Below are 14168 nucleotides of genomic sequence, written 5' to 3'. Positions count from 1 at the left end.
TATAGGTAGATAGTCAATGGGATCTTTGGTGTTCAAATAGAAATATCCTTGATTTAAAGGGCTTTTTGAGAATTTTAGTTCAAGAATTGTTCAAAGATAAAGAATAAAAAAAGTCTTTACAAAGATAAATAACGATGTAATAATAAAAACAACGAAACCGCTTTCTGTATTATAATCACTAAAGTTTCGTAATTTCAGGAATTAAGATGGTGTTTCGTTAAAAGGTCATACAAATCATCTGGGGGGTAACAAAAATGGTAAAGAAGCTTTCTGCGGTATTGTTGAGCTCAGCGCTAGTGCTCTCATTAGCAGCATGTGGAAGCGGCAACAACACAAATGATGAGGCTACTTCGGGCAACGGAACAAGCAAGCCCGCAAATGGTGAGAAAAAGGTTATTAAAATCTTGCACTGGAAACAAGAAAACATTAACAAGGTCATTACAGACATTAATAAGAAGTTTGAAGAAAAATATCCGGAATACAAGATTGAGTACACGACGACAGGTCCGGATGATGAATTTAAACAAGCACAAAGAGCAAGAATTACAGCTGGTGACGTAGACGTCCTTGCCGATTTGTCCGGTATGAGATTGTCTCCGAAAGATTGGACACCAGGTGCGAAAGTGCCAGACTGGCAACAATGGATTGATTCCGGTTTGATTGCTGATCTGAGCAACGAAGCTTTCGTTAAAAACTATAATGCGAATGATATTGCCAAAGCGGGTACTTACAACGATAAAGTGTATGCGATCCCAACCGGTAAAGTAGCGATGTCAGGTTTCTTCTATAATAAAGAAATTTTTGAACAGAACGGTTTGACTGTTCCAACAACATGGACAGAGTTCATCAGTGTTTTAGATACTTTGAAATCCAAGAGCATTGTACCAATCGTAGTGGCTGGTAAAGATGTATGGCCTTTGAAACTGCCAGTGTTCGGTTTGCAAGCTAAGATTCTAGGTGGCGGCGACCAACAAAAATGGATTGAAGGCGTTTGGAAAGGCACTTCGGCGTTCAACGATGCTGAGGCTGTAGAAGTATTGGATAAAATGAAGACCCTTCAAGATAACTACATCATCGATGGTTTCTTGGGTATTGACTATGCAACAGCACCTTCGTACTTCGCAACAGGTAAAGCAGCTATGATTGCTGACGGTACTTGGGATGCACCTACAATCGCTGCGGCAAATCCTGATGTGAAATTTGGATATTTCCCAATCCCAGCTACTGAAGATGCTGCTAAGAACTCATCTCTTGTCGGTAAGTACGATGTAACTTGGTATGCAGCAGAAAAAGGTCCGAACAAAGAAGGCGCTTTGAAATGGCTGGAATTCTTCTCTGAACCAGAAAATTACACGGAATATGTTAAGGCTGCCGGATTTGTACCCACACAAGATAACATCGCAACTGGCAGTGACTTCATTGATAACGAACTTGCCCAATACATGGCAGAAGACTTTGAACTTGCTTATGAAATCATTATGATTAACCGCGACAATGTAGGCGAGCACATTGCTGCTGAAGGTGTTCACACTGAATACCTGGCACCAGGCGGCGAATTCAAAACTGCTAAAGAACTTGCAGATGTACAACAAAAAGAATGGGAAGCAGCAGCTCCTAAATAAGCTGTTATTCCAATAAACAGACATCAACAACATACTGTGCACCATCATGTACTACAACATCGGGGTCTGTTCGTACAGACCCCGATCATTTTATTGAATTAGGATTGGGTAGGTGAGAGAAATGTATCCGTTCGGAAAAGGTATAAAAAGATATTTACCGCTTCTGCTGCTTATGATTCCATTATCGTTGTACGTTATTTTTTATTTTGGACCCTCTATGATGACGGTCATTTATTCATTTACAGATATTACTAACGTTCCAGGAAGCAAATTGAATTTCGTAGGCCTTGACAATTATTACAGTGTTTTTAACTCCGGAAATTCAGGCGAACGATGGGATTCCATTATACGAACAGTTTATTTCATGGTCATTGTTACAATCGTACAAAACGGTGTCGGTCTCCTTATGGCCGTAGTTATTAATCAGAAGCTGAAAGGCGATTATTTTTATCGCGCAGTTTTCTTTTTGCCGGTTGTGCTCGGTGTATCGGTAGTTGCACTGGTATGGGGCTTGATGTTCGATCCGCTAAGTGGTCCCGTAAATCAACTGTATGATTCATTGTTCGGATATAAAGATATGTTCTTTGGAAGCTTCACCCATGCGTTTGGTTATATTATATTTACGCAAATTTGGATGTACATGGGTTACTCCATGCTGATTTTCCTTGCAGGACTTCAATCCGTACCGAAAGATCTGTATGAAGCTGGATATATTGATGGAACCACGAAGTGGCAATCTTTTAAAAACATTACGTTCCCGCTTATTGCACCATCGTTCACCATTAATATTATTTTGTCCATTATCGGTGCGATGTCGACCTTTGATATTATTCTCGCAACTACGGACGGTCGCTTTAACACAAGAACGATGGCTTATGACGTGTATAAAGAGACGTTCCGTGGTTCTCTCCAGATGGGACTTCCATCCGCGCTTTCTGTGGTACAGTTCCTTATGATTCTGGTCTTCGTTGTATTTGCAGTTAAACAAATGCGTAAGAGAGAGGTGGAGTATTAATGAAAGATTCCAAAACCGCCAAAACTCTCTCCTATATTCTGATTGCAGTATTGCTTGTTTTGTATATCATGCCACTATTGTTTGTAATAAACATTTCATTCAAGTCTTTTTCGGACTATTTGCTAGACCCGATCGGACTTGTGAAAAGTATTCAATGGGATAATTACAAGGAAGCTTGGTTAAAAGGTAATTTCTCTAATTATTTCATTAACAGTTTGCTGTACACTGTTGTAGCAACAGTGCTAACACTTATCGTTTCGTTATTCGGAGCTTTCCCGGTGGCGAGAAATTATGTGAAGTGGAGCGGTTTTATTTATTTGTTCTTCTTGATGTCACAGTTCTTGCCTAACCCTATGGTTGCACAGTTCAAATTGATGCTTACCATGAAACAAGAGCTTGGATTTGTGGGCTATGATACGAAGCTGGGTTATATTCTCCTGAAAACAGGAGGGACAGGGATCGTCTTCATGATGTTCGTAGGTTATATTAAAGGGATCAGCCGTGAGATGGATGAAGCTGCCGGTATGGATGGTGCTGGGTATATGCGGTATTTATTCCAGATCATTATGCCACTGATGAAACCTGTTATCGCAACAGGTGTTATCCTGACGGCGATTACGATTTGGAATGACTTTGTAGGTCCAATCATGTATTTGCCAAGTCCGGAACATTATCCAATTACCTTCGGGCTTAAAGAATTCCGCGGTCAATACGGAAACAACTGGCCTATGTTGGCGTGCGGTATCATGATCGTATCTGCACCCCTTATCGTCCTGTACACCTTCATTCAAAAGTATATCGTTGACGGTGCATTGGCAGGTGCGGTTAAAGCTTAAGTAGATGTGTAAATGAGAGGATGGGGACAATGGACCGCAAAAAAATTCAAGGCTTTGAATTCACCGGAAAGGATGGGGAGTTCAAGCTTCAGCAACCGGATCATAGTAGTTTCTTATACTTCCCTCTAGTAAATGAGGGGGGAATGATGTCGACTGTAACCCCGAAGCTTCATGGTCAGGCGACGACTGGTCATAATACATTTTTAACACCGCCCTTATCTGTTGAAGATTTGCATAATTCACGCGCCTCACGTAATTTCTGGGTTTATGTCGAAGGCAAAGGTGCTTGGTCTGCAGCTGGAAACTCTGCTAAGCAAAATGCAGCGTTCTACACCTCATCTGCTGATGATGCAGTACTTGAGGCTGGATTCCTATGGCATCGTGTGACTCGCAGCAACTCTGAGATGGGTGTCAAAGCTGAGATTACCAGCTTCGTACCTAGCGGTAATGATAAGGTAGAACTTATGAAAGTTACGTTGACGAATACGGGAACAGAGGAGCTTACTCTTACACCAACGGCTGTAGTTCCCTTGTATGCCCGTTCCGCAGATGATCTGCGCGATCACAGACATGTAACCTCCCTGCTGAACCGGATTTACACCTCAGCTTATGGTGTTGAGGTTCAACCTGCACTATCTTTCGATGAGCGTGGTCATCGCATTAATCACACTTCTTACGGTGTATTTGGTGCAGAAGGTGATGGCAGTCAGCCTGATGGTTTCTTCCCGATTCAAGAAGAATTTATCGGTGAAGGTGGAAGTCTTGACTGGCCAGAAGCTGTTATTCTGAATGCTACGCCAGAGATTGGTAAAGGTGGCGGCGTGGATAGAGAGGGTTATGAAGCCGTTGGTGGTCTTCGTTTTGCTTCAATTACCTTGTCTTCTGGTGCAAGCCATTCTTATGTCGTAGTTATGGCAATTGATAATGATAGAATTAACGTTGAAGCGTTGATGAGTAAATATGGTACATCTGAAGCTTTTGATCATCTGCTAGAGGAAACTAAAGCGTTCTGGGCAGACAAAGTGAATATGGTTGAATTTCATACCGGCGACTCGGATGCAGATCAATGGATGAAATGGGTAACCATCCAACCGGTCCTTAGGAGACTGTATGGTAACTCCTTCTTACCGTATCATGATTATGGAAGAGGCGGACGTGGCTGGCGAGATCTTTGGCAAGACTGTCTGGCACTGCTCATTATGGAGCCTGCCGAAGTTCGTAGCCTACTCTTCAACAATTACGCTGGTGTGAGAATTGATGGCAGTAACGCAACCATTATCGGTCAACAGCCAGGTGAATTTATCGCTGACCGTAACAATATCCCTCGTGTATGGATGGATCATGGGGCATGGCCGTTTTTAACAACGATGCTCTATCTGGATCAGAGTGGTGATCTTGATTTCTTGTTGCAAGAACAGACTTATTTCCGGGATACTTTTATGAGTCGTTGTAAGGAACGTGATACTTCATGGAATACCTCTGTAGGCAGTGATCTTAGAACAGCCTCTGGGGAAATCTACAAAGGTACAATTCTGGAACATATTTTGCTGCAAAATCTAGTTCCATTCTTTAATGTAGGGGAACATAATAATATCCTGCTCGAGGGAGCGGACTGGAATGATGGCCTCGATATGGGTGCGGATCGCGGAGAGAGTGTAGCATTTACATCTTTCTATGCTAGCAATCTATTGGATATTTCTCGGGTGCTGCGTAATCTTAAGACTTCCAAAGGTCAGGAAACTGTTGAATTAGCGGAAGAAATGCAGCTACTGCTGGATACTCTTAATGAGTCTGTGGATTATGGTTCTGTATCAGGTAAGCAAGAGAGATTGGATCGATATTATGCTGCCGCACCAAATAAGGTGAGTGGAGTTCGTGTATCTCTCGATATTGATAAAGTAGCTGATGATCTGGAGCAAAAAGCGGAATGGTTATTTAACCATTTGCGTAGCAACGAGTGGGTACAGAGTGAGAATGGTGATGGCTGGTTTAATGGTTATTATAATAACGATGGTGAACAGGTAGAGGGTGAATTTTCTGAAGGCGTTCGTATGACGCTAACGGGTCAAGTGTTCCCGCTTATGGGTCATGCAGCGGCTCCGGAGCAAATTCCACACATTATAGCAGCTGTAGATCGTAATCTATTTGATGATAAGATTGGATACAGGCTTAATTCCCGTTTCGGTGGGATTCAGCAAAATCTGGGTCGTGCTTTTGGTTTTGCTTTTGGCCATAAAGAAAATGGGGCCATGTTCAGTCACATGACCATCATGTATGGAAATGCGCTTTACAAACGTGGTTATGTAAAAGAAGGTCATAAGGTCCTTGAATCTCTTTACAGCTTGAGTACGGATTTCGAAAAAGCGCGTATCTACCCAGGTATTCCTGAATATATTAACGAGCAAGGCAGAGGGATGTACACGTATCTAACAGGCTCTGCAAGCTGGCTCTTGCTAACCATGGTCACTGAAGTATTCGGTGTGAAGGGCAAGCTGGGCGATCTATTGCTAGAACCTAAATTAGTAAAAGAACAATTTGATTCTGAGGGCAAAGCATCCATTAAGACAATCTTTGCAGATCGTGAATTTGAAGTGGTCTATAAAGCCACAGGAAGCTTTAACTTCGGAGAGTACCAAACACACTCCGTTACGTTGAATGGCAGTGAGGTGACGCTGCAGCGCGGCTCAGGAAGTGCGATTATTCCACGTGAAGAGCTACTTGCTCTGCAGAAAGAGAAGCTTCACGTGATTGAAGTGACTCTGGCGTAATCATAACAAGATTTTATTAAAGACGTCTGCACCGTTATGAATAGCGGCTGCAGACGTTTTTTTGAAAGTTATAAAAACTAAGGTTCTTCATAAATGATATAATGGGACTAATTTACTTATTTGTTGAATGATTGAAAGGGGTTTGTGAGGGATGGGGTACAGGCTTTCAAATGGAGTATTATCTGTGGATATCGCTGATATTGGTGAAGATTATAAAGGGACTCGTTTTGACTGGACGGGGTTCATCACACAAGTTACGTTAGAAAAGGGTAACCATACGTTTTGTGTGCCAGAGAGCTTGAAAGAAGGCGAAGGTACTGGTGGAAGTGGACTATGCAACGAGTTTGGCATTTCCCGGGCAATTGGGTATGATGAAACGCCGATCGGAGGCTGGTTTCCAAAGCCCGGAGTCGGATTGTTACAAAAGCTGGATTCGCAGGGCTATAGCTTTCATAGCAAGTATCCACTAACTCCCTTTGCTATTGATATGGAGGTTAGGGTTGATTCGGTTACATATACTGTCCAGCCGATGGAAAGTAACGGATACGCAATGCTTTTGACCAAAACGATCTCTATAAAGAACGATCAATTGAAAATTGCATATGAGTTGCATAACAAAGGGGATAAGCCAATCCAAACAGAGGAGTACATCCACAATTTCGTAGGAATTGATGGCTTGAACATAGGTTCGGATTTTGAATTGCGTCTCTCGAATGGGCTCAAAATAGAAGAACCGGAATCTCAATATACGAATAATTTACTAGAGGTATCTGGTAATACACTTACTTGGTCAGAAGAGCCAGACCGATCCTTTTACTGCAAGCTGAGTGGCTGGGGAGGCCCGGAGGCTGAGTTCAATTGGGAGTTGGTCCATAAGCCTAGTGGAACAGGAGTGCGCGAGAGCGGAGATTTCCCAGTAGCACGAATGGCGCTATGGGGAGAACGCCATGTGGTCTCACCTGAAGTTTTTGTGAACATTAGTCTTTTACCGCATGAAAGCAAGTCCTGGAGCCGAACTTATCATTTTTTCACATCCTAATAAGCAGCAATCAAAGCTTTTATGTGAATAATTATACTTGCTGGTGTGTGAGATTATTGCTATCATAAGCGATATCCATATTGATAGGAGAGAAAGGGTGGGGAGTAGTTTTGAATAAGAGAGCATACAATTTTAATGCCGGACCGGCAGCGTTGCCGCTTACGGTACTGGAACGCGCACAAGCGGAGTTTGTTGATTTCCGAGAAAGTGGAATGTCTATCATGGAGATGTCGCACCGTGGAGCAATCTACGAATCCGTGCATAATGAAGCGCAGGAACGTCTGCTTTCGCTCCTCGGCAATCCGAAGGGCTATAAGGTATTGTTCGTACAAGGTGGAGCAAGCACACAGTTTGCAATGATCCCTATGAACCTGATTTCCGCAGGCCAAGTAGGTAGCTATGTTATGACGGGTAGCTGGGCAGATAAGGCTTATAAAGAAGCTAAATTGGTAGGGGGCGCTCATGTTGCTGCTTCTTCCGAAGACAAGAAATTCTTAGCTATACCTGAATTGAGTTCGATTAAAGCTGCGGAAAATGCTGCCTACCTTCACGTTACTTCCAATGAGACCATTGAAGGAACGCAATATGCAGAATATCCGGATGCTGGCTCGATTCCGCTCATCGCAGATATGTCCAGTGATATCCTTTGCCGGCCAATCGATGTCAACCAATTCGGAATGATCTACGCTGGAGCACAAAAGAACCTTGGTCCTTCCGGTGTGACTGTAGTTATTGCTAAAGAGGAATTGCTCGCAGAATCACCTTCTAACATCCCAACTATCATGCGTTACAGCACTCATTACAAAAATAACTCTCTTTACAATACACCTCCATCTTTCTCTGTATATATGGTTAACGAAGTATTAAAATGGATTGAGGAGCAAGGTGGTCTTGCTGGTATCCATTCCAAGAACCTTGAAAAAGCGGGTCTATTATATGATCACATCGATGGAAGTGACGGCTTCTACAGTGGGGTTGCTGAGAAGAGCAGTCGCTCCATTATGAACGTTACCTTCCGGATGCAATCGGAAGAACTCGAAAAACGGTTTGTTAAAGCTGCTGAACTGGAAGGTTTTGTCGGCTTAAAGGGACATCGTAGTGTGGGTGGCTTGCGCGCTTCCATTTACAATGCAGTTCCTTACGAAAGTGTTAAAGCACTTTCTGATTTCATGAACCATTTCCGGCAAACTCAAGGTTAATGAACTCTATCGTAAACCTTCCGCCTATGGGTGGAAGGTTTTCAGTTTGTTTGGAGAAGCTATGGTTATGCACTAGAGTAAAACATCTGGCTATTAAAGCCTTTAGAGAGGAAGGAACCCTATAATGGCACTCCATATCGTATTAGTTGAGCCGGAAATACCGGCCAATACTGGAAACATTGCGCGTACCTGCGCAGCAACAGGCACTCATCTTCACCTGGTTCGCCCGCTCGGATTCCGTACAGACGATGCTACATTGAAAAGAGCAGGATTGGATTACTGGCACGCTGTTAACATTGAATACCACGACTCTTTTGCTGAGGTACTTGAGAAGTACAGTGAGGGACGTTTCTTTTATGCCACGACGAAAGCAGAAAAGAGATATAGCGACTTTGATTTTCAAGATGGAGATTTCTTTGTTTTTGGTAAAGAAACGAAGGGGCTTTCTGCTGAAATTCTGGAAGCGGGTAAAGAAACAAAAATGCGCATGCCGATGAGTGATGCAGTGAGATCGCTGAATTTATCGAATTCTGCGGCTATTATTGTATATGAAGCCCTTCGACAGCTGGATTTTCCTAATCTTGTTTAGAAAAAAGACATTTTTTTGTTTTTTTTCAGCAGGATTCGACATTTTAATAACGAAATATAATGAATGAGCCGAAATATATAGTAGCTACAAATTATTAGTTGAACAGGAGAGGTGTACGTTAGATATGAAACCTGCTGGTGTAGTTCGCAAAGTGGATCAGCTGGGTAGAATTGTTCTGCCTAAGTCCCTGCGTAAAAGGTATCAGATGAATGAAGGCGACCCGGTTGAAATTTTGGTACAGGGTGACCATATCATCTTGGAGCGTTACCGTCCAAAATGTGTTTTCTGCGGTTCAATGGAAGGTGTGAGTGAATATAAAGATCGTTATATTTGCGCTGCATGCCTCTCAGAAATGACGCAATTGCCAAGACACGCCTAGGAAGTACATATTTACACATTTAGAATTCTGACAGCCTATAGTTTTCTAAACAAAGAAACTGTCCCATTCGTAGACTTCTTCTACTTATGTGGCAGTTTTTTTGTTTCAGGCTTATAAAAAAATGCCTCAGAGCCAAGTGGCTACTGAGACATTTCTTGCTTATAGACCTTTTGTTTTGTCGTCGTTGTAAGATGAGGTAAGAATGCCGACCATAAATAACACAAATACGATAGTTACGATCCAAAAGGTTAATGAGAACGACATACTGGCACCTCCATTAGCAAATGTATTCGTTATCAAGATTATACCCTGCAAATTAATAAAAATAAACGCAAATGTGATATGTTACATAGACATTTTACTATAATCATTCAAAAAACAGGAAATTTGTCGGTACAGCTCTAAGATTTCCGTCTGAGGGCTTGTTGACTACTCTTCCGTTGAAGATGAGCGATGACGATCCTCCGCCATCCAGATTATAAGCATCCATGACGCCCATGTTATATAGCTTGTTCTGAATTTCCTCTAGCCGGGCACCAGAGCTGCCAAGCTCATTATAACCATCCGCTACAAGGATGAGAAGCTGATCATCCTTGTAATTACCGATTACTGTACGTGGCGCCCGATTGGGGGACGTTTTCCACTTTTCCGGGATCGGTACTTTGACGTTGTTCTTAAGTAGAACAGGCACAAAGGTTGCACCAAATACGGGTTCGAGTTGATCTAACTGTGCACGACTGTAAAATTTTCCTCCGATTAACTGTCCGGACTTGTTCAGACCTACGAAGCTGAGATCCTTGAATGTCGGCTCGAAACCATTGAGGTACTTTCCATCAACCACAGTAGTACTTAAGGGATAGCGTTTTCCGGCTTTATCCGCAAAGCCTCCAGCATTAATACCTGCAATAGCGCCATGACTTTGTACAGCGTGCATTGTGGTTTCTGCGCCACCAGTAGCTTCTTTAGCAAGACTCATCTGCATCGCGGTTGGATCCTTCAATTTGATCTTCAAAGCATAGGCCTTATAGTTACCTGGATTCAGCTTATACAGCTCGATTCTAATCCGGTCGCTGCTAAGGACCTCAGAAGGTATTCCAAGCTTGGCAGATATCCGGCGGTTATAGATAAGCTCAGGACGGCTCGCTTGATTCTTCGCTGTCTCGACCAACTTATTCATAGCAGTAGTGGTTCCTTTATATAGCTTAGCGCTAGCGCTGACTGCATCTATGGTGTAGGATGCAGTGCCTTCGGCTAGGGTTAAATCCTTTTTTAGGACAGCTGTTTCATTCAGAGGCCCTGAGATAGGTGCGAATTGTCCTACATCAAGATCCAGCTCGAGCGGTGGTCGATACCACCACATACATATCAGTAAACCTAAAAAAGGTGCGGTTAGAAGCATAAAGAAACGGTTCACTCTTTTGACTGGTGTCATCATTTAATCAGATCCATTTCTTTCTTCAAAGCTTCTAACTGTTTGCTAACCTCGCTCAATTGCGTATATAGCTTGTTACTATTGTCTGTTTTGGCACTTGCATTATCTTTAGTGAAGGTTAATAGTTCGTTAAAACTTTGCACTGTATTCTGCAATTCCTTCACTTCTTCAGTGAGAACGGCAATTTTCGACTCATAGTCGGTCTTAAGAACGGTAAGCTGCTGCTGGCTCTGATTGCTAAGTTCGCTCAGCACTTGCTGCTTTAAATGGTTTGTGTAGCTGTATACAGCATATACACCCATTCCAATCATCACGATCCAGAACAGTAAAAACCATTTTACGGAAGAGCCGCTTCTCACAGCAGCACGGCGCGAGTGTACCGGGGACGTTTCCGCTAGCGGTTGCATTTGATCACCTCGGGTTGGTCTTTTTTTCAAGTCCCCATTCTATCAGACTTTGACTAGTTTCGCAAAAATGTAAGAGAGTGTGAAAACTAGAAAAAGTAATTGCATCCTATTAAACTACTGCGATACAATTTCTATAGATTGGAATTTCTGATAGACGTACTCAAGGTAACCAGCGAGAGAATAAACGAACAAGTCATCATACTTCCTTGCTTGCGTTTAAACCGGAAACGCTGCGGCGCTTTCCTTTCTGGATGATTATATAAAGCAGGAGGTCTGGGCATTAATGATGAAGGTTTGGCAGGTGGTTATTGTGGGGTGTCATCCTACAAGTATGCTGGGGACAAAATTGATTTTGGAAGAGGGAGGAGAGCTTAAAGTTCTAGGAATGTATTCAACTTGGGACGAAGGCGCTTCCATCGTAAGGGAAAAGAATCCCGAGCTAGTGCTGGCAGATTATCATATGCCTGAAGGTAATATTGAGAGTGTGCTGTTAAATATGAAAAAAAGCTCACCAAACTCACATTTTGTCGTGATGACGGATGAAGACGGCAGGGATCTGCTACAGCCCCTCATAGAGCTGGGAGCCAGCGGGATATTCTCGAAAGGAGCTTCTCCTCATCAGCTTTTACAGCTGATCCTGGGTTTGCGAGTGGGTTTTCTTTCAATGCCGCTAGAATGGATAGAAAAAGGATCCTGGCCGATTTCGACGTCTAAAGGACTGGATGATGTTCTTCAATTGACGCAGACAGAGATGTTTATTATGGAGCGAATCGTTCAGGGGATTACTTATGATAAAATAGCGCTTGAAATTGCAGTAAGTCGCCGTTCGATTGACAATTACCTGCGCAAAATTTATGTGAAGCTTGATGTTTCGACGCGAGCGCAAGCCATTGAGAAATTTGCTCTATTTTCAAGACAAAACAGGCAAATCTACGCATAACCCAAGCTATACGACATAATGAAGGTAAAGGCGGAATATTCTTGAAATAGAAGAAAGCATATCACGTTAAATGGATAATGGTTCTCGAAGGAGGATAACTTAGCCATTTCTACTTGGTACTAGGGAAGGGGGATTTCGCATGCTTTACCAATTTTCTGCTCGCGCGCACACACTGCTATCGTCACCGCTTCTAAGTATTCGCACCCAAACACGGAGAAGCTCCATGATATCGCTTGCTGAAGAATTACCAGCGGAAGAACTGTTCCCATTATCGCTGCTTGCCGAAGCAGCCTCTACGGTGATATCTGCAGATGCAGGAGCACTTCAATATGGTGATCCTGCAGGGTATGGTCCACTTCGGGAGTGGCTTGCCGGGGATTGGCTCAGAGAAAAAGGGGTAACTGTTACCGAGGGGGGAGTTCTGCTAACAACGGGGAGCCAGCAAGCGATTGATTTGTTATCGCGGGTGTATATTGACCCGGGAGATCGTGTATTAGTAGAAAATCCGACATCTCCAGGATTCTTGCAAACTCTTCGGATGCAGGGTGCCATCATTATTCCCGTAGAGGGTGACTTGGATGGGCTTCATCCAGATCATTTGCGGAGGCAAATTGAACTGCATAAGCCTAAGATGCTGTTCGCAACACCAAGCTTTACGAATCCAAGTGGTATCCTATGGAGCTTAGAGAGACGGCGTGAGGTGCTGGGTCTTTGTATCGCTTATAACATCCTGATTGTAGAAGATGATTCTTATGGTGATTTACATTTCCAGAAGTATGGTGAACATTGGGCCACAAGATATCCATCCTTGTATGCGCTGGAAAATATAAGTGATGGCGGACACGTATTATATATCGGTTCGTTCAGTAAGACCGTTGCGCCCGCGCTGCGGACGGGCTGGGCTGCAGGCAGCCGGGAAGTGATCGGGATGATGGCTGCTGCCAAGCAGATGGCAGACTGGCAATCGAGCGCATTAAATCAGCGGCTCTTGCATCATTTGTTGGATGTGACCGCTTTTGACCTTCGTGAGCATATTGCGCAGCTGAACCGAGAATATAATACCCGACTGAAGTTAATGGTTGAACTGCTAAAACGTCCAGCTTGGAAGGGAAGCTCCTACGACCTGCCGTCAGGAGGTATGTTTCTATGGGTATCTCCACCGGAGGGAATGGATGTTATGGCACTGCTAAAATGTGCGCTAGGTAAGGGAGTGGCATTTTTGCCAGGACCGTTATGTAGTGTCGATGGCAGCGGAAATCACATTCGTCTTAACTTCAGCCATCCCGGCCGGGATGAGCTGTTACTCGGCATGAATCTGATGAGCGAGGCGGTTAAGGAGTTCACGGCTCGGAGTTAGGTGGGTGCTGATTAAGGAATCTGATGGATCGGACGTATAAAAGTAACGAACAGGTTGATGAGCGGTCATATGCGGCAGATAGAAGTGTGGGCAGATGAACTGGCAGATCAATGTATGACACACCCTGGAAGTCATACAGGACAGAGTGGTGCATTAGGCAAGGAGTAGAGTGCGGGGGAGGTCATTATAGGTGATTTCTCCCTATAACTGGCTGATTTATATTCTGGAATGGAGATTATAGGGAATCTCTCCCTATAAATTTCGGAAAAAGCCCTTTTTATGGAGCAATCTATGCATTTATAGGGAGGAAATCCCTATATCTCGGTTTTTAGCGCGTATATTGAGGAATTATAGGGATGATTTCCCCTTAATCCAACTTCTCACCTTGAGATTAATGCTTCGAAGGTAAGTTCTGTTTCTATGGCTTAACGGATTGGAACACAAAAAGCATCCCGTCGATGGGATGCTTTTTGATGTTACCTAGACATTGTTACGTGTGCATTAGAATAATAAGTTTAAAGTCCGAGTAAATGATTAGAACCTGATTAAAAGACGAAAATCGAAGTGAAAGATCAAAATCGAAGT

Annotated in this window: 12 protein-coding genes; 10 read left to right on the top strand and 2 right to left on the bottom strand. The window is 43.3% G+C overall.

The genetic code is table 11. The features are described from left to right. Positions 1-254: 254 nt before the first annotated feature. The 8 genes from CA598_RS10585 (at position 255) to CA598_RS10550 (ending at position 9447) form a co-directional block, all read left to right on the top strand. The gene (locus CA598_RS10585; RefSeq protein ID WP_094876474.1) at positions 255-1622 is read left to right on the top strand and encodes an ABC transporter substrate-binding protein; all 1368 of its coding nucleotides are present in this window, start codon (positions 255-257) and stop codon (positions 1620-1622) included. Between the two features lie 121 nt (positions 1623-1743). Next, positions 1744-2637 carry a carbohydrate ABC transporter permease gene (locus CA598_RS10580; RefSeq protein ID WP_042186236.1) on the top strand — a complete coding sequence of 298 codons (894 nt, stop codon included), beginning with the start codon at positions 1744-1746 and terminating at the stop codon, positions 2635-2637. Beyond that, complete coding sequence (locus CA598_RS10575) at positions 2637-3473, top strand: carbohydrate ABC transporter permease (RefSeq protein WP_094870513.1); 837 nt, start codon at positions 2637-2639, stop codon at positions 3471-3473. Before CA598_RS10580 ends, CA598_RS10575 begins: the two co-directional genes overlap by 1 nt. A gap of 29 nt (positions 3474-3502) precedes the next feature. After that, entirely contained in the window at positions 3503-6241 is a 2739-nt protein-coding gene (locus CA598_RS10570; protein WP_094876473.1) for a GH36-type glycosyl hydrolase domain-containing protein, read from the top strand. 151 nt (positions 6242-6392) lie between these two features. Then, positions 6393-7280 (top strand): hypothetical protein, encoded by an 888-nt coding sequence (locus tag CA598_RS10565; RefSeq protein WP_094870511.1) that lies wholly within the window; start codon positions 6393-6395, stop codon positions 7278-7280. A 110-nt stretch (positions 7281-7390) separates the two neighbouring features. Then, positions 7391-8479 (top strand): 3-phosphoserine/phosphohydroxythreonine transaminase, encoded by a 1089-nt coding sequence (gene serC / locus CA598_RS10560; protein ID WP_094876472.1) that lies wholly within the window; start codon positions 7391-7393, stop codon positions 8477-8479. A gap of 124 nt (positions 8480-8603) precedes the next feature. Beyond that, a complete protein-coding gene (trmL, locus tag CA598_RS10555; protein WP_042125678.1) occupies positions 8604-9068 on the top strand; it encodes a tRNA (uridine(34)/cytosine(34)/5-carboxymethylaminomethyluridine(34)-2'-O)-methyltransferase TrmL in 465 nt (154 codons plus the stop codon). 124 nt (positions 9069-9192) lie between these two features. Next, a complete protein-coding gene (locus tag CA598_RS10550; RefSeq protein ID WP_039871533.1) occupies positions 9193-9447 on the top strand; it encodes an AbrB/MazE/SpoVT family DNA-binding domain-containing protein in 255 nt (84 codons plus the stop codon). Between the two features lie 367 nt (positions 9448-9814). Here CA598_RS10550 and CA598_RS10545 read toward each other — a convergent pair whose 3' ends face one another. Both CA598_RS10545 and CA598_RS10540 read right to left on the bottom strand, forming a co-directional pair. Next, positions 9815-10882, bottom strand: coding sequence for a phosphodiester glycosidase family protein (locus CA598_RS10545; RefSeq protein ID WP_094870509.1), 1068 nt, complete (start codon positions 10880-10882; stop codon positions 9815-9817). Continuing rightward, the gene (locus tag CA598_RS10540; RefSeq protein ID WP_094870508.1) at positions 10879-11286 is read right to left on the bottom strand and encodes a hypothetical protein; all 408 of its coding nucleotides are present in this window, start codon (positions 11284-11286) and stop codon (positions 10879-10881) included. The genes CA598_RS10545 and CA598_RS10540 overlap by 4 nt, the downstream gene beginning before the upstream one ends. Before the next feature lie 283 nt (positions 11287-11569). Here CA598_RS10540 and CA598_RS10535 point away from each other — a divergent pair, with 283 nt between their 5' ends. Beyond that, a complete protein-coding gene (locus CA598_RS10535; RefSeq protein ID WP_042186245.1) occupies positions 11570-12226 on the top strand; it encodes a DNA-binding response regulator in 657 nt (218 codons plus the stop codon). A 139-nt stretch (positions 12227-12365) separates the two neighbouring features. Then, complete coding sequence (locus CA598_RS10530; protein WP_094876471.1) at positions 12366-13583, top strand: aminotransferase-like domain-containing protein; 1218 nt, start codon at positions 12366-12368, stop codon at positions 13581-13583. The last annotated feature ends 585 nt before the right edge of the window (positions 13584-14168 follow it).

Origin of the sequence: Paenibacillus sp. VTT E-133291 (genome assembly GCF_002264395.1) — a bacterium.
Classification (GTDB): Bacteria; Bacillota; Bacilli; order Paenibacillales; family Paenibacillaceae; genus Paenibacillus_AQ; species Paenibacillus_AQ nitricinens.
The sequence above is the reverse complement of the archived record's forward strand: the minus strand, read 5'-3'. Positions and strand labels throughout refer to the sequence as shown.

Bases quoted from the DNA above. Each gene is read 5' to 3' on its own strand.
- CA598_RS10585 (WP_094876474.1), top strand. From the start codon at position 255: ATGGTAAAGAAGCTTTCTGCGGTATTGTTGAGCTCAGCGCTAGTGCTC.
- CA598_RS10580 (WP_042186236.1), top strand. From the start codon at position 1,744: ATGTATCCGTTCGGAAAAGGTATAAAAAGATATTTACCGCTTCTGCTG.
- CA598_RS10575 (WP_094870513.1), top strand. From the start codon at position 2,637: ATGAAAGATTCCAAAACCGCCAAAACTCTCTCCTATATTCTGATTGCA.
- CA598_RS10570 (WP_094876473.1), top strand. From the start codon at position 3,503: ATGGACCGCAAAAAAATTCAAGGCTTTGAATTCACCGGAAAGGATGGG.
- CA598_RS10565 (WP_094870511.1), top strand. From the start codon at position 6,393: ATGGGGTACAGGCTTTCAAATGGAGTATTATCTGTGGATATCGCTGAT.
- trmL (WP_042125678.1), top strand. From the start codon at position 8,604: ATGGCACTCCATATCGTATTAGTTGAGCCGGAAATACCGGCCAATACT.
- CA598_RS10550 (WP_039871533.1), top strand. From the start codon at position 9,193: ATGAAACCTGCTGGTGTAGTTCGCAAAGTGGATCAGCTGGGTAGAATT.
- CA598_RS10545 (WP_094870509.1), bottom strand. From the start codon at position 10,882: ATGATGACACCAGTCAAAAGAGTGAACCGTTTCTTTATGCTTCTAACC.
- CA598_RS10540 (WP_094870508.1), bottom strand. From the start codon at position 11,286: ATGCAACCGCTAGCGGAAACGTCCCCGGTACACTCGCGCCGTGCTGCT.
- CA598_RS10535 (WP_042186245.1), top strand. From the start codon at position 11,570: ATGATGAAGGTTTGGCAGGTGGTTATTGTGGGGTGTCATCCTACAAGT.
- CA598_RS10530 (WP_094876471.1), top strand. From the start codon at position 12,366: ATGCTTTACCAATTTTCTGCTCGCGCGCACACACTGCTATCGTCACCG.